Source organism: Archangium sp. (genome assembly GCF_036388035.1).
Classification (GTDB): domain Bacteria; phylum Myxococcota; class Myxococcia; order Myxococcales; family Myxococcaceae; genus Archangium.
In genome coordinates this window covers 1-20,322 of sequence record NZ_DASVSO010000314.1, presented here as the reverse complement: position 1 = coordinate 20,322, position 20,322 = coordinate 1, and the positions used below count along the sequence as shown (strand labels likewise).

At 68.0% G+C, this 20,322-nt stretch carries 14 protein-coding genes; 9 read left to right on the top strand and 5 right to left on the bottom strand.

The window, feature by feature from the left end:
• From VF697_RS13015 to infC, 4 genes are all read left to right on the top strand, one after another.
• The coding region (locus VF697_RS13015; RefSeq protein ID WP_331094784.1) for a hypothetical protein at positions 1-520 on the top strand (520 nt) is incomplete at its 5' end.
• Positions 471-1,475 (top strand): BsuBI/PstI family type II restriction endonuclease, encoded by a 1,005-nt coding sequence (locus VF697_RS13010; protein WP_331094782.1) that lies wholly within the window; start codon positions 471-473, stop codon positions 1,473-1,475. The genes VF697_RS13015 and VF697_RS13010, both read left to right, overlap by 50 nt.
• 34 nt (positions 1,476-1,509) lie before the next feature.
• Positions 1,510-2,367: a hypothetical protein gene (locus tag VF697_RS13005; protein WP_331094780.1), complete on the top strand. Its 858-nt coding sequence runs from the start codon at positions 1,510-1,512 to the stop codon at positions 2,365-2,367.
• A gap of 315 nt (positions 2,368-2,682) precedes the next feature.
• Positions 2,683-3,393, top strand: coding sequence for a translation initiation factor IF-3 (infC, locus tag VF697_RS13000; protein WP_331094786.1), 711 nt, complete (start codon positions 2,683-2,685; stop codon positions 3,391-3,393).
• A gap of 151 nt (positions 3,394-3,544) precedes the next feature.
• Here infC and VF697_RS12995 read toward each other — a convergent pair whose 3' ends face one another.
• The 3 genes from VF697_RS12995 to VF697_RS12985 form a co-directional block, all read right to left on the bottom strand.
• Entirely contained in the window at positions 3,545-4,141 is a 597-nt protein-coding gene (locus VF697_RS12995; protein ID WP_331094778.1) for a VOC family protein, read from the bottom strand.
• 3 nt (positions 4,142-4,144) lie between these two features.
• Positions 4,145-9,274 (bottom strand): ATP-binding sensor histidine kinase, encoded by a 5,130-nt coding sequence (locus VF697_RS12990; protein ID WP_331094776.1) that lies wholly within the window; start codon positions 9,272-9,274, stop codon positions 4,145-4,147.
• A gap of 70 nt (positions 9,275-9,344) precedes the next feature.
• Positions 9,345-9,683 carry a hypothetical protein gene (locus VF697_RS12985; protein WP_331094774.1) on the bottom strand — a complete coding sequence of 113 codons (339 nt, stop codon included), beginning with the start codon at positions 9,681-9,683 and terminating at the stop codon, positions 9,345-9,347.
• 705 nt (positions 9,684-10,388) lie between these two features.
• Here VF697_RS12985 and VF697_RS12980 point away from each other — a divergent pair.
• From VF697_RS12980 to VF697_RS12965, 4 genes are all read left to right on the top strand, one after another.
• On the top strand, positions 10,389-13,460 hold the full coding sequence (locus VF697_RS12980; protein WP_331094772.1) for a hypothetical protein: 3,072 nt from the start codon (positions 10,389-10,391) through the stop codon (positions 13,458-13,460).
• Complete coding sequence (locus VF697_RS12975) at positions 13,461-16,043, top strand: hypothetical protein (RefSeq protein WP_331094770.1); 2,583 nt, start codon at positions 13,461-13,463, stop codon at positions 16,041-16,043.
• A gap of 320 nt (positions 16,044-16,363) precedes the next feature.
• Positions 16,364-16,930 (top strand): DnaJ domain-containing protein, encoded by a 567-nt coding sequence (locus tag VF697_RS12970; protein ID WP_331094769.1) that lies wholly within the window; start codon positions 16,364-16,366, stop codon positions 16,928-16,930.
• 82 nt (positions 16,931-17,012) lie between these two features.
• Positions 17,013-17,618 (top strand): tRNA-uridine aminocarboxypropyltransferase, encoded by a 606-nt coding sequence (locus VF697_RS12965; RefSeq protein WP_331094767.1) that lies wholly within the window; start codon positions 17,013-17,015, stop codon positions 17,616-17,618.
• 16 nt (positions 17,619-17,634) lie between these two features.
• Here VF697_RS12965 and VF697_RS12960 read toward each other — a convergent pair whose 3' ends face one another.
• A complete protein-coding gene (locus VF697_RS12960) occupies positions 17,635-18,555 on the bottom strand; it encodes a ribonuclease Z (protein WP_331094765.1) in 921 nt (306 codons plus the stop codon).
• A gap of 139 nt (positions 18,556-18,694) precedes the next feature.
• Here VF697_RS12960 and VF697_RS12955 point away from each other — a divergent pair, with 139 nt between their 5' ends.
• Positions 18,695-19,636, top strand: a complete 942-nt coding sequence (locus tag VF697_RS12955) for a PGN_0703 family putative restriction endonuclease (RefSeq protein ID WP_331094763.1) — start codon at positions 18,695-18,697, stop codon at positions 19,634-19,636.
• Here VF697_RS12955 and VF697_RS12950 read toward each other — a convergent pair.
• Positions 19,611-20,135, bottom strand: coding sequence for a hypothetical protein (locus VF697_RS12950; RefSeq protein WP_331094762.1), 525 nt, complete (start codon positions 20,133-20,135; stop codon positions 19,611-19,613). The two genes, VF697_RS12955 and VF697_RS12950, sit on opposite strands and share 26 nt — an antisense overlap.
• Positions 20,136-20,322 lie beyond the last annotated feature (187 nt).

Below are 20,322 nucleotides of genomic sequence, written 5' to 3'. Positions count from 1 at the left end.
GCCGGGCCATCTCTCGGGCGGCCGCGTGGCATGGCCGAAGGACTTCAAGAAGCCCAACGCGCTGGCGGTGGACCCTGAAACCGACGCGCTACTGGTGCCGGCGGGTACCTACGTGCTGGTGAAGCGGATCTCCGCCAAGGAGGAGAAGCGGCGGGTATCAGCAGCGGTGTTCGACCCACGGCATGTGCCGTGCGAGCGCGTCGGCTTCGAGAATCACCTCAACTACTTCCACCAGAACGGAAGCGGGCTACCAGCGACCCTCGCACGAGGACTGGCGGCCTTCCTCAACTCCACCCTCCTCGACATCCACTTCCGACAGTTCAGCGGACATACCCAGGTGAATGCGGGCGATCTGCGCAACCTCAAGTATCCTAGCCGCCAGAGGCTAGAGGCCCTGGGCCAACACATCTCCGACTCCCTCTCCACCCAGGACGAGCTCGACGCCATCATCGAGAAGGAGCTGTTCTCCAATGCCGAAGAAACGCGGCGAGCTGAAGAAGCGGGGCCAGCGGGGCTTTGAGCCAACGAAGGTTGAGCAGGCGCAGCGCATTTTGGAGGAACTGGGGATGCCTCCGGGGCAGAGCAACGAGCGCTCTGCCCTCACGCTCCTGGCACTCCTCGAGCTGCCGCCGGACGCCCCTTGGAGCCAGGCCTTCGAGCCGCTGAAGGGCGTGACAGAGGCGATGAACTTCATCGCCAGGCACTACCGCAAGAAATATGCGCCGAACTCGCGGGAGACCATTCGACGCTTCACCCTGCACCAATTCGTGCAAGCCGGGCTCGTAGAGCGCAACCCCGATAAGCCCGACCGTGCCATCAACAGTCCGGATACCGTCTACAAGGTGAACAACGCAGCGGTGCAACTGCTCCGCACCTATGGGACGGACAAGTGGCCAAAGCAGCTGCGCGTGTACCTTGAAAAAGCTCCCATGCTGCGGAAGAAGTACGCCAAGCTCCGCGAGCTGGAGGAGCTGCCCGTGACGCTCGCGCCGGGTGTGGTCATCCCCCTGTCTCCAGGAGGGCAGAACAAGCTGATCAAGCTCATCGTGGAGCAGTTCTGCTCCAAGTTCACTCGTGGTGGGCTCGTGCTCTACGTGGGTGATGCTGCACACAAGGAGCTGTACTTCCGTCGTGAGGAGCTGGCCGCGCTCGGAGTACGCGTAGACAAGCACGGCAAGATGCCCGACGTGGTGGTTCATCACATCACGAAGGACTGGCTCCTCCTCATCGAAGCGGTGACGAGCCATGGCCCAGTCAATCCCAAGCGCCACGATGAACTGCGGGAACTGTTCAAGGGCTCGCGGGCGGGCCTTGTCTACGTCACGGCCTTCTTGGACAGGAAGACCATGAGCAGGTTCCTCCCGGAGATCTCCTGGGAGACCGAGGTGTGGGTGGCGGAAGACCCAACCCACCTCATCCACTTCAATGGGGAGCGTTTCCTCGGGCCCTACGACGACAAGTCGGCAACTGGCTGAGTTTTCCTACCCGGGGACCTAAAATGACGCTCCCATGTCCACCTCCCGAGTCCGCCGCGCCGGCCTCTGTCCGCTCCTGCTCGCTACCCTGACGCTCGTCTCCGGGTGTGAGGAGACCGTCCCCTCCCCCGACCCCGTGCCGGATGCCGGCTCCACCGTCGATGCCGGCGCCCCTCCCGGAGAACCCGTCCCGGATGCGGGGAGCACGGTGAACGCCCCGCGCTTCGAGCACTACATCCGCCGACAGCCCTACCCCCGCATGGTGCTCGAGGTGGACGGCTGGGGCGGCTACACCCCCACCGCCTCCGTGGCGGACCGGCTCCAGCGCGGCCTGCTCGGCCTGCTCGACAAGGAGAGCGTGGAGGTGCGCTTCGATCAGGCCTTCCCCGGAAAGGGGGCCGACTACGCCTGGAGCAACGAGGAGTTGCTGCGGCTCGCCGAGGAGACGGGGCGGCTGGAGGTGCCGGTGGGCACCATCAAGCTGCACGTGCTGCTGGTGGACGGCCACTCCGCCATGGACACCCAGGACGGCAAGGTGCTGGGGCTCGCCTTCCCGTGGACCCACATGGTCCTCTTCCGCAAGACGCTGGACACCGTCTGCGGCAAGGGGCCTCTCCCCTCCCCCACGTGCACGGAGGCGGAGCTGGGGGTGTGGGTCCACGAGGTAGGACACCAGCTCGGCCTGGTGGCCAACGGGCTGACGATGGTGGGCCCCCACCAGGACGCCGCCCACGGCGCCCATGACACCAGCGACCGCTGCATCATGTACTGGGCCTATGAAGGCTCTGGCATCCTCGACGCCCTCGGCCGCGGCCTGTTCGGCGACGTGCCCAACCTGGGCTTCGATGACGCCTGCCTGGCGGACCTCAACGCCGTGAAGACCCGCCCCTGACCCCCCGGAACTTCGAGCGGTAGACACTTGCCCGCTGGCCCGCTCGCTGGGCGCGAGGTTCCCCGGCAGGATCCCAGGCCGAGCGTTATCTCTGGCATTACCGTCCCCGGTCAGGGAGAGTGCGAAGCGGGCTCCCCCTCTACCGAGCAAGCGGGCACTTGGTGGTACTCTGGCGCATGGAGGCCGACCTGTCAGGCTTGGGACGAGAGAAGGGCGGGCTGCTGCACACATCCGTGTCCGACCCCCTGTTGTACCCAAGTGGCCGGTCCCACTTTTGAGGGGACAGGTCCGTAACCCATTTCCGAGGAGAGTCACATCATTCGCGAACAGAGAAGCAGCCGCGGCGGGAGCCGCGACCAGAGAACCAACCGCCGCATCCGCGCTCGCGAGGTCCGCGTCGTGGGATCCGACGGCGGACAGCTCGGCGTCATGCCTCTCGAGGCCGCCCTCGACAAGGCCCGCAGCGAGGGACTGGATCTCGTCGAGATCAGCCCCATGGCCAGTCCACCGGTCTGCAAGATCATGGACTACGGCAAGTTCAAGTACGAGGAGAAGAAGAAGGCCTCGGAATCGAAGCGCGCGCAGCTGAAGGTCGAGCTCAAGGAAGTGAAGCTCCGTCCCAAGACGGAGGATCACGACTACGACTTCAAGGTGCGCAACATGCGCCGGTTCATCGAGGAGGGGAACAAGGCGAAGGTCGTCGTCCAGTTCCGCGGCCGAGAGATCACCCACCGCGAACAGGGCACCGTCATCCTCAATGACGTGGCGACGGACCTCAAGGACATCGCGGTGGTCGAGATGCCGCCCCGCATGGAAGGGCGCCTGATGTTCATGATTCTCGCGCCCACGCCGAAGGTCGCCCAGAAGGCCCGCGAGCAGGCACGGCAGGCCGCGCTGGGAGCCAAGAAGAACTCGGGGGGTGAGAAGCCGGCGGCCGCCAACGCCAATGCTCCCGCCACGGCCACTGCCACTGCCGCCCCCGAGGCTGGCGAGCAGGAAGCTCCGAGCGCGACGCCCGCGAGCTGACACACTCCCCGCACGCCGTGGATCCCCTCCACAGCGTGCGGTGCACCCCCTCGCTCCAGGTCCTCGTGGGCGAGGAGGTGAGACGCCAGCCCGCTCCTTCACGCGATGGAGGGCGGGCCGAGCCCCGGGAAGGCCCTGGCGCGACCCGTTGCTACGGGTTCTGCGGCGGCGGGCCACTCATCGCGGCGGCGGCGCGGCGGGCCATCTCCTTGGGCGTGAGGTCCTCCTTGTGGGTCGCGATCTGCCAGTCGTGGCCGAACGGATCCTTCACGCGCCCGTAGCGGTCTCCCCAGAACATGTCGGAGAGGGGCATCGAGACCTTCGCGCCCGCGGCGAGGGCCTGGTTGAAGAGCGCGTCCGCGTCCTTCGTGTAGATCATCAGGCTCGCCGAGATGCCACCAACGGTCTCGGGCGAGGAGGAGCCCATCTGGGGGAACTCGTCGCTGAGCATCACGATGGAGTCGCCGATCTTGATCTCCGCGTGCAGGAGCTTGCCGTCCGGCCCCGGCATCCGGTTGAGCTCCTTGGCGCTGAACGCCTTCTTGTAGAACTCGATCGCCTTGTCCGCGCCGCGCACCACGAGGCTCGGCGTGACCACGTGGTAGCCCTTCGGAATCGGCAGCGCCTTCTTCGCGCGCTTCTTCAGGGGCGCCTTGCCAGCCACCTTCTTGGCCACCTTCTGGGCGACCTTCTGGGTCGCAGTCCGAATCCGCTCCGCTGCCTTCTTGGCTACCTTCTTCATCGCCATGGTTTACCCCTCCGGTAAGTCACCTCCGGTTTCTAGTCCTCCCGGGCCTCGGAGGGGAAGAACGACCGTGAAGGTCGCGCCTTCTCGCGGCCTGCTGTGCACGGACATGGAGCCCCCGTGCGCCTCCACGATCCGCCGGCTGATCCACAGCCCCAGGCCCAACCCGCCGAAGTGGCGCTCGGAGACGGCCCGCTCGAACTTGTCGAAGATGCGGACGGCATCGGCCTCGGGGATTCCGATGCCGCGATCCCGCACGGCCACCCGGACCGAGGACTCCGAGGAGGTGACCTCGATGTCGATCGGCTGTCCCTCGCCAAACTTCATCGCGTTGTCGAGCAGGTTCGTCACCACCTGCTCGAGCCGCAGCGGATCCCACCGCCCCACCGCGGCGCCGCTCGTGCTCACGTGGAGCGTCGAGCCGCGCCGCTGCTGCTCCGGCGTGAAGCGCTCGCAGACCTCGCGGACCACCTCGGCCAGATCGAACGTCTCCAGCTGCAGCACGAGCTGGCGGGAGGTGAGGCGCGCGACATCCAGCAGCTCGTGGACCAGCCGGCCCAGGCGCTTCGTCTGGCGCACCGCGCGCTCCAGGCTCACCAAAAGCTCTCCCGGGGCGAGCCCCCGCCCCCCCGCGGCCGCGCCGCGCTTGACCAGTGTCTCGAGCTGAAGCTGCAGCGGGGTGAGCGGTGTCCGCAGCTCGTGCGCGGCCACGGAGAGGAAGACGTCGCGCGCCTGGAGCGCCTCCTCCGCGGCCCGCCGCGCCGCCTGCTCCTCCTGGAGGTGCAGGGCATTCTCCAGGGAGATCGCCGCCTGCGAGGAGAGCAGCTCGAGCACGGCGAGCCGGTCACGCGTGAACGCCCCGGCGACGAGCTCGTTCTCCACATACAGCACCCCCACCGTCTTGGACTGGCGGAGGATGGGCATGCACAGCACGGAGCGCGGCCGGACGCGCTCGATGTAGCCATCCGCCGCGAAGCGGTGCCCCTCGGTCGCGTTCTCCAGGAGGACCCGCTCGCCCGTGCGGAAGACGTACTGGACGATGGAGACCGGCACGGTGTCCGCCTCCGCGACGGGCACCGCCTGGAGGATCCGCGTCGCCACGCCCTCGGCGCCGAGCGTCGCCTCCGCTTCGATGGTGAGGCCCGCCCGGCCCACCAGCAGCAGGGACGCCGCACGGGCCCCGGCCGCTTCGAGGACGATGCGGATCAGCGTCCGGACCAGATCCGCCAGCACGATCTCCCCGGAGATGGTCTGCGAGGCCTTCACGACCGACAGGAGATCGACCTGCTCGGCCCGCAGCGACACCGAGGCGGTGTGGTGGGCGGCGCTCCGCACCTCGACCAGCTCGCGGTGCCCGGCCTCCAGGGTTCGCACCTTGCCGTCGGCCCCCCAACGCGCGAAGCCGTCTCGCGCCTCGCGCAGGTAGGCCTGGGCACTGGTGGCGAAGCCGTGCGCGCCGTGAAAGCGGGCGGCCCGCTCACAGGCGATCGCCTCCAGGTGGACGTGTCCGCTCTCCCGTGCGAACCGGATCGCCTGCTCGTAGGCCCGCATCGCGGCCAGCTCCGCGCCCTCAATCCGCGCGAGCTCGGCCTCGAGCAGCGCCGCCCGGTCCCTGAAGCTCTCGGGGGATACGCCCGCCCAGGTGCGCAGCCGCTGGTGGTGCGCCTCGAGCCGCTGCCGCAGCACCGGCCGCTCCGCCTCACCGGCCTGGTCCCAGAGCGCCGCGAGGGTGAGGGATTGGAACGTCTCGAACTCGGCGACCGGGAGCATCCCCCGGCACGCCAGGAGAAACGCCTGGGCCCGGCGCCCCGCGGCCTCGGCCTCGAGGAAGTCCCCGGCGAGGTACCGGGCCATCAACTTCGCCACCGAGTGGAAGGCCAGGGCGAACGGGTTGCCGCTCTCCACCAGGTGGCGCTCGAAGGCGGCCTCGTCGAAGTCCTCGCCCCCGAAGGCCCCGAGCCGCGCCGTCTCTCCGCGCAGCGAGCGGATCAGCCGCTCGTAGCTGACGAGGGCGTCCAGCATGTGGCCAAAGCCCGTGCGCCGCACGAAGGCGATCCGCCGCTCGGCTTCCCGCGCCGCGATGGCCAGCGGGGCGCCCACGCCCACCAGCGCCGCGATGGCATTGGTGGACCCGTAGCAGGCGAAGGGCACGTCGCCCGAGGCGAGTCCCCCGTCGAAGGACCTGAGCAGCGGCTCGACCGTGTCCTCCAGCGGGTGCGTCCAGAAGGAGATGCACCCGTGGAAGATGACGTCGATCCGCGCCCGGAAGGACACCATGCCCATGCGGTCGACGAGGTCACTGGCGAGCTTGCCGAACTCGAAACCCTCCGGGTACCGGCCGAGCTCGGGGCCGAGCACCATCCCGAGCGTCGCGTACGACATGGCCGAGGGGCCGGCGTTTCCGTGGCGGATGCTGAGCTCCACCATCTTGCAGGTCACCAGCAGGAAGAGCTTCTCGTCCGTGAACAGCGCCGGGGAGAGGATGGCCGCGAGCAGCGCCAGGGCCTCCTGCTTCGACGCGTCCACCATGGGCGGCAGCTCCAGGAGCGCGGCGATGGGGCGCTCCCCCATGGCCCGCCACACACCCTGGAACGCCTCGGTGACCTGCTCGGGGCCTGGGTGGGCCGGCAGCTCGAGTCCCAGCAGGCCGAGCCCCTGGACGCCGTGCGCGATGGCCGTCTCTCCCTCCACCCGGCTGGTGTGGAGCTCCACCAGGAGCCGGTGCACCGCCCCGCGATCCGTGTCCGTCCGAGCCGCCGGCAACAGCCGCTGGAACAGCGCCGCGGCGTCCTCGCTCCCCGCGAGCCAGGCGCACTGCGCACGCTCGAACGCGAGGGCGAACGCCAGCTCATAGTGGGACGCGAAGGCGTCGGCGGGCAGCAGCGTCTCGCCGACCGTCAGGTACTCCAGGGCCGAGCGGTATGCGGTGGCGTCCTTCGCCTTCCGGCCCGCCGCCAGGTCGAGTCGAGCCAGCGCCTCGCGCTCGGCCGGCTCGCTCATCCGCGCCGCCCCTTCGTTGAGGTGGCGGACGATCTCGAAGAGCCGCCCCTCGGAACCCGGCTCGGTGAGGAGCAGCCGGCCCATGGCGAGGTGGAGGGCCGACTGCTCCTCCGGTGGAACCAGCGTGAGCGTGGCCTGCTGGACGCGATCGTGCTCGAAGCGCCACTCCCGGCCGGCACGCAGGACGAGCCCCGCCTCGCTGGCGGCGAAGAGGGCGCGCTCGACCTCCGCCCGCGTGGTGCCGTGGAGCTTCGCCACCACCTCCGGGTCGAACCGGAAGCCGAGGCAGGCGGCGACCCGCAGCGCGCCCTGCGTCTCGGAGGGAAGTCGCGCGAGCTGGGCACGCAGGAAGTCCAGGACGCTCCCGCTGGAGCTCCACGCCCGGATCCGCTCCAGGTCCCACGCGAAACCGGCGCGCAGGGGCTCGAAGGTGATCAGCCCCTCGTGCTGCAGGTTGCCGAGCAACTGGAGCGCGAAGAAGGGGTTGCCCTGGGTCTGCTCGTGAAGCAGGCGCGCCAGGGGCTCGGCGGTGGCGCGCTCGCAATGCAGGGTGTCGGAGACGAGCTCCACGAGGGGCTCGACCCCCAGGGGCACCAGGGAGATGGCCGTCACCCGGGTCCCCGCCACCCGCAGCCCCTCGAGCGTCGCATGCAGGGGGGAGGACGCCTCCACCGCCTCGGCCCGCTGGCTGGCGATCACCAGCAGGTGGCGGATGCCCAGGAGGTGGCGAAGCAGCTCCAGGCTGCCAGGGTCGGCCCACTGCAAGTCATCGAGGTAGAGCGCGAGCGGGTGCTCCGCCGTGGCGAAGACGGAGACGAAGCGCTGGAACACCAGCTGGAAGCGGAACTGCGCCTCGGCGAGCGGGAGCGGCGGAGCGGGCGGCTGGGGCCCGACGAGCAGCTCCACCTGGGGAATGACGTCGACGATGAGTCGCGCGTTGACGCCGAGCACCTCGGTGAGACGCCCCTGGAGCGCGGAGACCTTCTCCTCGCTCTGGCCCAGGACCTCCTGCACCAGCTCCTGGAAGGCCTGCACCAGCGTGGCATAGGGGACGTTGCGGCCCAGGGGCTCGAACTTGCCCGAGATGAACGAGCCGCCGCGCTCGGCGATGGGCCGGCGCAGGGCGTGGATGAGCGCCGACTTGCCCACCCCGGCGGCACCGACGGCGAGCACCAGCTCCGCGCTGCCCGTGCCGGCCACCCGCTCGAAGGCCCCGAGGAGGGCCTCGAGCTCCGCCTGCCGGCCGTAGAGCTTCTGCGGGAGCTGGAACCTGCCCGGTAAATCCCTCTCGGCGAGGGGAAAGGGGTGGATGACGCCCGAGGCCTCGAGGCTCTCGAGGCACCGCCGCAAGTCATGGGCGAGTCCGCGCGCCGTCTGATAGCGCTCCTCCGCGACCTTCGCGAGCAGCCGCATCACGATGGCCGAGAGCTGGGCGGGAACCCCTGGAATCCGCTCGGAGGGCGACGCGGGCACCTGCGCGACGTGGCAGAAGATCCACTCGAGCGGATCGGTGGCCAGCCACGGGAGGACGCCGGTGAGCATCTCGTAGAAGGTGACGCCCAGCGAGTAGAGATCCGTCCGGTAGTCGAGCGCCCTGTTCATCCGGCCGGTCTGCTCGGGCGACATGTACGGCAGCGAGCCTTCGATGAGGCGGGGGTTCTGTGGCAGGTGCTGCTCGCGAGCCAGGAACGTGGCGATGCCGAAGTCGACGATCTGGATGGCGCCGTCCTCCTCGCGGACCAGGATGTTGTGCGGCTTGAGGTCCTTGTGGATGACGTGCTGCTCGTGGACCTCGGCCACCGCCTCGGCGATGGCGATGGCCAGCCGGAGGAAGGCGCCAGGCTGTATCGGCTCGCCGAGAAGCTGATCCAGCGAGCGTCCGCCAAAGTCCTCCATCACCAGCGCGGGCGCCGCGTCGATCGTTTCGAGGGCGAGCAGGCGAACGGCACTCTGGGTCGTGAGCTGGGAACCGATCTCGTGCTCGTTGCGCAAGCGAGCGAGGTCCCTCGGACGAGGGCGGCTGGGCCCGAGCGCCTTGATGACCACCTGCCGACCATCCTCGTCGCGCACCGCGCGGTAGATGATGGTGCCGCCTCCCCTCTGAAGGGTGTGCGTTATCGTGTAGGTGGACGGCATCGTCTTGAATGATGGACAGCGGCCCAGACAGGCGCCACGGGAAATACCCATGGCGCGCTGGGACGATGGCTCAGGGGCCCGCGACGGAGATGTTGTCCACCGCCGGGCCGCAGCTCTGGCCCGTGTAGTGGTTCTTGAAGACGATGGTGGCGCTGGTGCCCGCGGCGTTGAACACGAAGTTCCGGACGGCCCACGACGAGGAGGCCGTGGAGAAGCTGTACGTCATGCCGTTGACGGACACGTCCATCTCCCGCGTGGCGTGGCGCACGCGGGGCCGTTGGACAGCGAGAACTGCACCGTGCTGTAGCCCATCGCCGGTGCCCAGGTCCTCCAGGGCCTCCGGACCACAGGCGCTCAACAGCGCCATGCCCAGGCCCAGCAACGACTTCCGCTCGATGTGGTTCTTCATGGAATGCCCTTCTCAGGAACGGGAGACGGCTTGCCGTGCTGGCGGCGATGCAACGCTTGCCAGTCACGAACTCCTTCGCTCCGCGTCTGGGCCCCGTTCATGCTCGCTCGCTCGGGGACACGGCGGGCGAGGCCTCCCCGCGGGGTGCCACGCCCCTGTTCTGTGCTGCGAGTGGCAGAGGCGCGAGGACGCGGTACTTCCACGTTCGGCAGGGCGCTCCCCATACTTATAGGGAACCCTCTTCACGAAGGGGCTCGGTCATTGGAGACAGATCCGGAGAAGCCCAGGAGTCACCGCACCCGGCCCGAGGCCCGTCCCTACTCCTGGAACGAGTTGACACGAGCGCAGCAGGAGCTCGTCCAGGACATCCACGGGTTCCTGGCGGCTTTCGTCAAACTCCCCTTGGAGGAGAAGCAACAGCGAGGCCCGTTCACCTGGCGCATCGACCACTACCGCAGCTCCAATGTCATCCTCATCGACGGCGGGCGGGGCAGTGGCAAGACGACGGTGATGTTGACGCTGCTCGACATCTGGCTGCGGGAGCTTCGTGGGGAGAGCACGGAGGATGTCCCCGAGCACATCCTCCGGCTGCTGCGAAAAGGCCCCCTGGACGGGATGCTCATCCCCCTGCGGACGTTGGATCTACAACCCCTTCCGCGGGACACCTCGCTCCTGACGTGGCTCGCCGGGCGGCTGCTCGAGTTCGTGGATGACCTGGAGGGAGCCGACGCGCGGGAGCGCGGAGCCCCCCCGGCGCCCATCGGCAGTTGGAATCCGAAATGGGAAGCCGAGCTGCCCTCCCGAAAAGCCTGGCGCGAGCTGCTCCAGGATGCGGCGACGGGCCTGGATGGCAACCTGGCCCAACGCAAGCGTGAGCTGGATCCGGAATCGTACGCGGTGGAGCTGGGCCACGCGGAGCGCGCACGGCTCTCCGTGCAGGATCGCTGGCGGGAGTTCGTCACCCGGGTCGCCGAGGATGCGCACCAGCGGCTGCACCGCATCAAGGCGGAGGTTCGCTTCCTGCTGCCCATCGACGATGCGGACATGAACCCGCACCGCTGCGTGGAGCTGCTCGACCTGATGCGCTCCTTCTGGCACCCGCGGCTCGTCTTCCTGCTCACGGGGGAGACCGACCTCTTCATCAAGACCCTGCATTTGCACCATCAAGGGCAGTTCCAGGAGCTGCTCGGAGAGTCAGGACGAGCCTCACGGGCGTCGTCACGACTCCTGGACTCCCAACCGAAAGCACAGAAGCTCGCCTGGGCCACCTACGACAAGGTGATTCCACGAAACCAACGCTTCTCCCTGCCTCGGCTCCCACCGCAGGAGCGACTCCTCCGGCTGAAGGAGCTCCTGGACGTGCCCATCCAGCGCGTCGACGAAGCACTGCCTCCCGCGAAGCTCACGGACTACTTCGACTTCAATCCGTTCCTCCAGCAAGGCTTCCCTCCCTACTTGAGGCAGCTCCAGGACTTGCGCCAGCAACTTGGAAGTACCGCCTCGGATGGCCGGGCGGGGCCAATCGTCTGTCAGCTGTGGCAGAGCGCGATCTCGCACGGAAACATCACGTCTGACGTCAGGGAGGCGCTCCAGCGGGTCGTTCAGTTGAGAGGCCTCGGACTCCACGTCGACGTACGCAACCCGCTGACGTGGAAGGGAAACCCCGTCGGGCAATACCAATTCACCTCATCCGCGACGGGGCTGTACATCGCGGCTGCCACTGGCTTCGAATACAGCCCGACGGAGCAGTCACAGCAGGTCCCAGACGACGACATCCTGGCCTTGCTTCTGCTCGCGCTGGACCTCGCAGGGGACGAGAAGGACGGCTCCCTTGGAACATGGCCGATGCCGTCCCCATGGGAGAACCCGCTGGCCGGCGGAACGTACAGTCTCGATGGCGACCGGAGCGTCCTCTTCCCCTGGCCCTTGCCAGCATGGGCGACCCCGAGCGACTACCATTCCATCATGCGGGCCTGGGTCCATCCGGAGCTGCATAAGTCCGCTTCTCTCCCCAGCAAGACCGCGAGCGTGTTGGCGCAACGCTTCCTGGAGCTGGTCCGCAGCATCGGATTGGAGCGAACACCGAGAGCACCCATCCTCCAAGAAGGAGACGATTCCTGGCGGCAGACCCTCGGCCGCCTGGTGGAAAGCATCGACGCACTCGCGAAGCAACGCAAGGCAGGCCTCTCGTCGCGCCAGGAGGCCTTCGAGGCCTGGCTCTGGGAAGGAGCACTGCTGCTGGCCACTCCAGAATCCGGCCTGCCCGCGGACACGGCGAACGAGCTCCTCTCCACTTGGTTCTCCCTGCTGGAGCGCAAGCGCCACCCCAGAATGAAGAAGCGCCTGAAGCAGGGTCGCAGGATGCGGGCCGCGGCGCTCCTCTCCGACGTCGAGCTCCATTCGAATGAGTCCGTTGAAAGTATCTTGGAGCGGATCGACCTCCAGTCCCCGGAATTCGAATGGGCGTATTTGATTGAAGGTCGCCCCCCATCCATCGTGGAAATGACTCCCGAGCTGCGGGTCGCTCTCCAGCGCATTCCCGTGCGCCACCCACGAAAGAGCTCGGCACAAGGACCGGAGACGCTGGCGCGCTACATCGAGGCACTCGGCATCCAGCCTCATATCGCGACCCGCTCGAAGCCGCGAATGGATGATCTCGCGGACACCCTGACGCACCTGGCTTCCTCCCAGGCGACCTCCTCCGCCGCGCTCGATGAGCTGTGGAGCTTCTTCATCTCCAATACGAGCAAGGCAGACCGCAAGAAAGTCCAGAGCTGGTTGGCCCCTTCCGGGCTGGAGCCAACGGGCAGTCTTTCACTTCAATTGAGGACGGAGCCGACGAACAAGCTTCCACCCGAGCTGAAGCAACGCATCACCGAACCCACCGCCTTGCGTACAGGTGTGGGCATGGATGTCCTCCTCGAGCACATCGATTCCAAGCTGAGAATCCACACGATGCGAGCGCCCGCCGCTGGCGTACCCGCGGTGATCCAGGGCCTCCTGCAGCTGGCACACGACGTCACCGTGGATGAGCTCGACGCCAAGCGGAGCGAGCCGGCACGTCCAGAAGAAGAAAATCCATACTCCGCTCCCAAGCCTGAGGAGACTTGGGCCGCTCCATTCCCCCACACCTCGACCGTGGTGCTCTATCGAGGAAGAGAGGTTCCAATCGACTGGCCTGTTCCAGCGTGGACCACGTTCCTGGACTGGAAGTTGATGACTGATCTCTGGGAAACCTCGAGACAAAACTTCCGGAGGGAGCCTTCTCCAGAGGAGGACCCCGACCCGAACCGGGCCACGCTGGCGCTCCTCGTCCTGAGACTCCTCTCGGGAATCAATGACCTCTTCCGTCACCGGAACGTGAGCGGGTCCTTTTTCATGGTCGAGCACAGTGATCGCAACGTCCGTTGGACCAACGCGGCCTCGTCGACCATGGAGATCAGCATCGACCACTCGACGGGCAACCGCTGGCTGGCGATGCGCCGATGGGCCCAAGCGGCGGCCCCCCTGTTCGCGACACCGGAGCTGGGCATGCCCGTCACGGATGCGGCCACCTTCCTCCGGGTCTTGGACGATTCGCTCCCCGGTACCTTCCGCTCCGCCGTCGCGATGCGGCGCATCTGGGCACGTCGTTCGCTGCGGCTGGCCGGGCTCGATTATGACGAAGAGGCGATCACCCAATTCCTGAAGGAGATGGACAACAAGAACCCCGATCATCCCTGGCATGAATACTTCGGTACCGGTACGTCAACCACCCGCCCCCCCGACTCCGAATAGATGCCCGGCCCGGCGAATCTGTACCACCTGGAAGCGGAGCTGGTGGCCTGGCCCCTGGGCTCCGAGGTGTCGTTCCGCCTCGGGCTCGATGCCCTGGCCCGGACCGATGCGGGCGTGCTGAGCGGAGCAACCCAGCGGCTCTCCGATGCACTGCTCGACCATCTGCGCCCACGCGCGCGGGGCCTGTCGCTCGAAATCCTCGCGCAGCTTCGGGAGGGCGTGTGGTTCCAGGGTGAGCAACCTCCCGTGGGGAGCCGCCGGCTCGAACTCCCGCTCGCACGGTTCGTCTCCCGACTCGCCGGAAGTCGGCTCCACTTCATGGGCGACCACGCCGCGCTCCAACCCGGCGCGGACTCCTCCCTGGAGCACCAGGCGGCCCGCTGGCGCTGGCTGTCACTCGCGCTCCCGCCTGATCTCCTCATCGCCGCGCACGCCGCCCTCGACGGGAGTGAGCCCACCGCGGACTTCGTGAGCCTCGGCGCGCCGCACCTCGAGCGCTTCTTCGAGGAAGAAGGCATCGCCCAGACGCACCTGCACCTGGGTGCGGCGGTGCCCTTCGAGTGGCTCTGGACGAACCTGATGGCGCGCATCTCGGACGATGCGCTCCAGGAGGCCCGTTTGGGAAAGGAGGGCCGCTTCCCCCTGGGCTCCGCGCGTGAGTTCCTCGATTGGCTGGTCACCGCCGCCCTGGCCCGGCTCACGCTCGGGGGATTCCTCTGGCACCTCGAGCTCGGCGAGGCCACCCCCTTCCGCCCCTTCGTGGACAGGCTCGTGACGCGGGGGCGTGATGCCTCCGAGCACCGCTCCGCGTTGAGCGCGCTCCATCGTGGCCAGCGCCCGGTCAGCCAGGCTGTCCTCCGCCCTGTCCTGCGGCGGTTGATGGGAGCACCTCCGCCTCGCTCCGCCGCGCAATCCCTGGAGGACGTCCGCCGCCGGGATCCGCTCTCCCACTGGCTCGGCGCCTCCACGCTGCCCGAGACACGCTTCATGGCTCGCGGGCTGCGCTACCTGCTCGGCCCCCCAGGAAGCAGGGATGCCGAGTTCGCACGCGTCTTCTGGCAATACCTCCGCGTCCGCAACCTCACGTACCGGCACCTCGTCCTCGAACCCGGCACGGCGGGGCTGGACTGGTTCTCCGTCCACTTCCGGCGGATCTCCGCGCTGAGGGAGGGCATGGGAGATCGCGCCTTGATGGCCTCCGCGCTCGCGCTGGAGTCGCGTGGCCCCCCGTTGAAGTCGTTGGAGGTGAGAACCTCGCCCTCCACACACTGGCCCGATATCCGAGACCTCGTCCGGCATGTCGCGAGTGCGCCCGAGCCCGAGGGGACCCGGCCCGAGCGCGGGCTGGTGTTGCACTTCGTGAAGGGGAGGAACACCGCGCGCCGGGACAAGCTGCCCCACGCGGACCCTCGTCAACTGGTGCACGGGTGCAGGTTCGGCAGCTACTTCCACACCCTCCAGCGTGAGGCAGGCGCCATCGAGCGCACGCTGCGGGAGCACCGTGAGTTCTTGTTCATCCTCCGGGGACTGGATGTCTGCAACCTGGAACTGGCCGTGCCCACGTGGGTCTTCCTCCCCATTCTGCGCCGACTCCGCGAAGCCTCCGCGAGGTTGCCCCGGACGCTCGCGCCCCATGGACGGATTCCCCACCCGCTCCAGCTCACGATGCACTCGGGTGAGGACTTCCGCCGGTTGATCGAAGGCATCCGCCACATGCATGAGCCGGTGGAGTTCGGGGTGCTGGGAATCGCGGATCGTCTGGGGCACGCGGTCGCGCTCGGAATGGAGCCAGAGGCGTGGGCCCGCTCCGTTCCGTTCGTCCGGCAGCCCGCCGAGGAGCGGTTGGATGATCTGCTCTGGGAGCTGGACCGGTACCGGCACGCGGAGCTGCACGCGGATGTCTCGCGCATGGCGTACATCCAGGAGCAGATCGATCGGCTCTCCACATGGATATACGGTGCCGGGTACGGCTCGCTCGAGGAGATGCTTCGCGCCCGCCGGCTACGGCACCAGCCACGCTTCCTGGAGTACCTGGGCTACCCGTTCATGCGGAACATCGCCAACGTGGAAGCAGAGGGAGGGGCCGGTCGACTCCTGCTGCGGTATCTCACTGATTTCGGCGTCTATGCACGAGGGCAGGAGCCCCTTGAAGTCGAGACGCATCCCTCCGAGGTGCCGATGCTGCATGAGGCCCAACGGTTCCTGCGCGCGCTCTTCTCGCGGCTGGGAATCACCATCGAGGCCAACCCCTCCAGCAATGTCCTGATCGGCGACATCGCCTTGGATGAGCACCCGATCTTCCGGCTCCAGCCGCTTCCGGGACGGGTGGGAGCGGCGGGGGGGCCCGTGGCGGTCTCCCTGGGCGACGATGATCCAGTCACCTTCGCCAGCAGCCTGCCTGACGAGTACTGCCACCTGTACTACGCGCTCCTGCGGCGGAGTGTCTCCACGCAGGATGCGCTGGGCTGGTTGGATCAGCTCCGGAAGAATGGCCTGCGCGCACGCTTCACCCTGGCCGAGTCCATCCGGCCGCGCGAACAGCGCTCTACATCGGAGGTCGTCCGCCTTCCACGCAGTCGGTGAGGAGGCCGAGCGGCAGCGACCGCGGAGCCCACGGGGCTCCCGTGCCAGAATCGTCCACGTCTCCGGCGAGGCTCGGCCGGACAAAGGTGGGCTTCTCCGTGAACGGCATCACGACCTGAGACGATGTGCTCGTGACCGCGCCGTAGCGCCTTCCGCTTCGAGGGGTCTGCCTGGCGAGGGCTCTCCGTGCCGCTCCGTCGCACGCCAGGCGGCCCCTGTCCCTCCCATGCGTGAAGCGAAATGAACACCTGGCGGAGTGGTCCGAAATGAGGAGGCGGGTCCATGGGTATGCTCCCTGGACAGGAGAGGCCAGAGGACCCATGCCGAATCTCGACTCCAGTTATGAGCTTCTCGGGCTGAGCCGTGGAGCATCGCAAGAAGAGGTCCGCGGTGCGTTTCATCGGCTCGCGCAGCAGCTCTACACAGACTGGGAGGGTCCGCACTCGGCCGCTCGCCTTCAGGCGATTTCCGAGGCGTATAGCCGCTTGGAGGTCGCCTCTCCCGACCTGGACTCCGCCGTCAACCCAAGCCCCTCGCCACGGTGGCTGTGGCGCGTGTCCGGCCACATCAAGTCCGCCCTGGCGGGTGGAGGCGTACGACTCCCCGCGGACGGGAGTGTCGAGCTGCGGCTCCAGGAGGATGAAGCGCGGACAGGGGGCGAGGGGACCCTCTCGTTCGAGACTGACATTGTTTGTCGGCTCTGCAGGGCCACGCCCGGGGCCGACTGCAAGCAGTGCGCCGGCACCGGCTGTGAGCACCTGCTGGTGTCCTTCTGGCTCCGCATTCCGGCGCACGTCGCCAACGGGACGGTGCTGTACCCCTCCGTCGCGCCGCTCCAATTGGTGAGGCCGATTCCCTTTGTCGTTCGGGTTTCCGCGCCGCTTTGAGGAAGGCACGCGCACCCGCTCAGGCGGCTCCGCGGAAACGAACGCTTCTCTTCCCGCGGCCACCGAAACAGGATGCTGGAGGATGTCTCCCCGCGTCTCTCGCTTCCAGCCCCGCTGTGACCGCTGCAACCTCCCGCGGCACCTGTGCCTGTGTGCCGACATCCCCCGGGTGGAGACGCGCACCCATTTCCTCCTCCTCCAGCACGTGGTGGAGACCCGGAAGAAGAGCAACACCGGGCGGGTGGCCGCGCTGGCCCTCGCGAACGCCAAGCTGCTCACCTATGGCGCACCGGACGAGTCCTTCGACACCGCCCTCGCCCTGCTCTCCGAGCCCGGCACCTGGCTGCTCTACCCGGATGGCCCTGCCGCGCCGCCAGATGCTCCCGCGCCGAGGCAGCTGGTGGTGCTGGACGCGAGCTGGTCGCAGGCGCGGCGGATGACCCAGCGGCTCGCCGCGCTGCGGGCGCTCCCCCGGCTGGTGCTGCCGCCCCTCGCCACCGGGACACTCAAGCTCCGCGAGCCCACGCACCCATCCGGGATGTCCACCCTGGATGCGATTGCCCGCGCGGTGGCGGTGCTCGAGGGACCGGAGGTGGCGGCGCCGCTGGAGCGGCTGGCCGCGCTTCGCGTGCAGCGAATCGCCGAGTGCGGGACGCTGGGCGGCTCCAAGGTGTCAGACGACTCGTAGGGAGCCCTGACACCGCTCACGCCACCCGGGCGCGCTTGGGGACCTCGACATGGTCCAGGTCGCGCACGGCCACCACATCCGGCACCAGCGCCTGGGCCTCCTCCACGAACGGCGCCGTGTCCTCGTAGCGCTGCGAGAAGTGCGTGAGCACGAGCCGCCGGGCCCTCGCCGCCTGGGCCAGCTCCGCCGCCTGACGCGCCGTCATGTGGAAGTGGTCATGCGCCTCCTCGCGCTCGCTGTCGAGGTACGTCGCCTCACAGACCAACAGGTCCACGCCCTCCGCGAGCCGCCCGGCGTTCTCACATGGCCGCGTGTCCATGATGAACGCGAAGGACTGTCCCTCGCGCTTCTCCCCCACGTCCTCCAACCGGACGGTGCGGCCCTCCACCTCGACCGAGCCCCGCCGCTGGAGCTCCCCGACGCGTGGCCCCGACAAGCCATGCTCCGCGAGTCGGCTGGGGATGAGCTGCACCCGGGCGTGCTCCTCGAGCCGGAAGCCGAAGGTGTCCACCGAGTGCTCCAGCCGCGCCGCGGACAGCTTGAAGCCCTTCGTCTCGGCCAGCACGCCGTCCTTCGCGATGGGCCTCGGCACGATGGTGGCCTTGTCCATGAAGACCGTCGCGTGCCGGAGCCGCTCGTAGAAGGCCTGTCCGGAGGCCGGGTAGTAGACCTCGACGGCATGGGGCGCCGAGTCCAGCGAGAGCCGCTGGATGATGCCGGGCAGCCCCAGCGCATGGTCCCCATGGAAGTGGGTGATGCAGATGCGCGTCACCTGGCGGGCCGACAGCCCCGCGTGCAGCATCTGCCGCTGGGTGCCCTCGCCCGGGTCGAACAGGATTCCTTCCTCATCCCAGCGCAGGAAGTAGGCGTTGTGGTTGCGGTGACGCGTCGGCACCTGGCTGGCGGAACCGAGGACGATGAGCTCCCGACTGGACATACATGTGCCTCCCGCGACCGGGTGCTGAGTCGTCTGAAACCCTGACAGGACACCCTGACAGGGCACAACACCGAAAAGGCGCATTCGGTACAATGTCTCTCGAAGGAGAGGCCCGCCTTGTGGATGGGTGGAGCAACCGATGACCCTGAATTTCAGCTGGAACGACTCTGCTCTCAAGGTAGCGAGCGATACATCCTGGCGCGCTCGCTATCGCGCGCTGCAGTCCTGGTATCGCGAAACCGAGTTGCGCGTGCCCCCCGGGCAGGACGCAGCAGGCCGTCCCCTGGGCAGTCTCCTGCCGGAAGCGGAAGTCCAGGCGAGGCCCGGGCTCAACTTCCTCACCCCTGAGATCGCGGACTACGTGGAGCGGCGGACCGCCGAAGTGCGCGAGTCAGGAGGCACCATCGAGGTCGACCGACTGCGGCGGAACATGCTCTCGTCCATGCCCCTCTGCTTCAACCTCTTCGGCCACCTCCGGGGGGTTCCCGCTGTCGCGGCCAGCGTGTTCTCCCAGCTCCTCAAGTTGGACATCGCGCGGATCGACCTGATCGAGGTGGAGTGGGCGCCGCCACGAGAGGAGCATCTCGAAGACAGGACTGCCTTTGACGCGCTCGTGCGGTACCGCTCTGGCGACGGCCAGAAGGGCTTCCTCGGAATCGAAACGAAGTACACCGAGCCCTTCAGCCGGACCGTGTACGAGCGGGAGCGCTATCGCGAGCTGACCGAATGCGCGGACAGTGGTTTCAAACCGGGCGCGTTCGAGAAGTTGCTGGGAGCGAAAACCAACCAGTTGTGGAGGAACGTCCTCCTCACGCAAAGCCTGAAGCGCACCGAAGGCGTTTCCGGCCACTGCGTCGTGGTTGCCTGCCAGGATGATGCGGGCGCCCAGGCAGCCCTTTCAGGACTCCGTGCGGAACTCCGCGAGCCCAACGAGGTTCTCAGGTTCCTACCTCTAGAAAACCTCGTGGCTGCGTTCGCCGCCCAACCCGAGACGGCGAGGTGGGCCGAGAGCTTTCGCCGACGTTACTTGGACCTTCCCCCGAGTGGCGGCGAGCTCAGGGCCAGCGCCAGACGGGACTGACGGGCAACTCTCGCGCCAACACGGCGGCACCGGGCTTGGAGCCAGCCCCCTTGGCGACACGCCCGTCATGGCCACCCAGCACGAGGCACACGGGGCGCTTCTGCCCATCGGGCAGTATGGCCAGCGTGTAGCGGCCGAGGACGGCCTCGCGCTCTTCCTTCGTGTCGCGGTCGTAGATGCCGGGGCCCGTCCAGAGGTGGCCGTGGAGCAGCGTCCCCTCGGGGAGGTTGCCAGCGCTCTGGACGAGGCGCCCAATGAGAGGGCCGTCCTGGTAGACGCCCACATCGCTGAACTCGCCGGGCTGGTTGATGTCCACGACGGCCCACAGACCGGGGGCCGTCTGAACCATCAACTCCTCGAACATGGCCTTGGTCGCCTCCTTGGGGCAGTCCGCGGGCTCTGGAGGCCGCACCTGGGCGGCGGGGCAGCCGAGGCCGGCGACGGCGCACAGCCAGGCGGCGAGGAAACTCGAGGGGGTGGAGCGGGCAGGGGTGGACACGGGCGGGCTTCCTTTCTCGGAACGGCCAGACCCGGGCAGCAGCGCCTCGGGTGGGAGCGCGAGTCTGGAGTGCGCCAGCCACAAGGCAAGGCCGAGCACCGTCAAGCTCACGAGCAGGACCCGGAGCCACCTCGCGCGGCGCCTCTGTCGTCTGGGCTCCTTCTTCCTCGAGCGGCGGTGTCTCCTC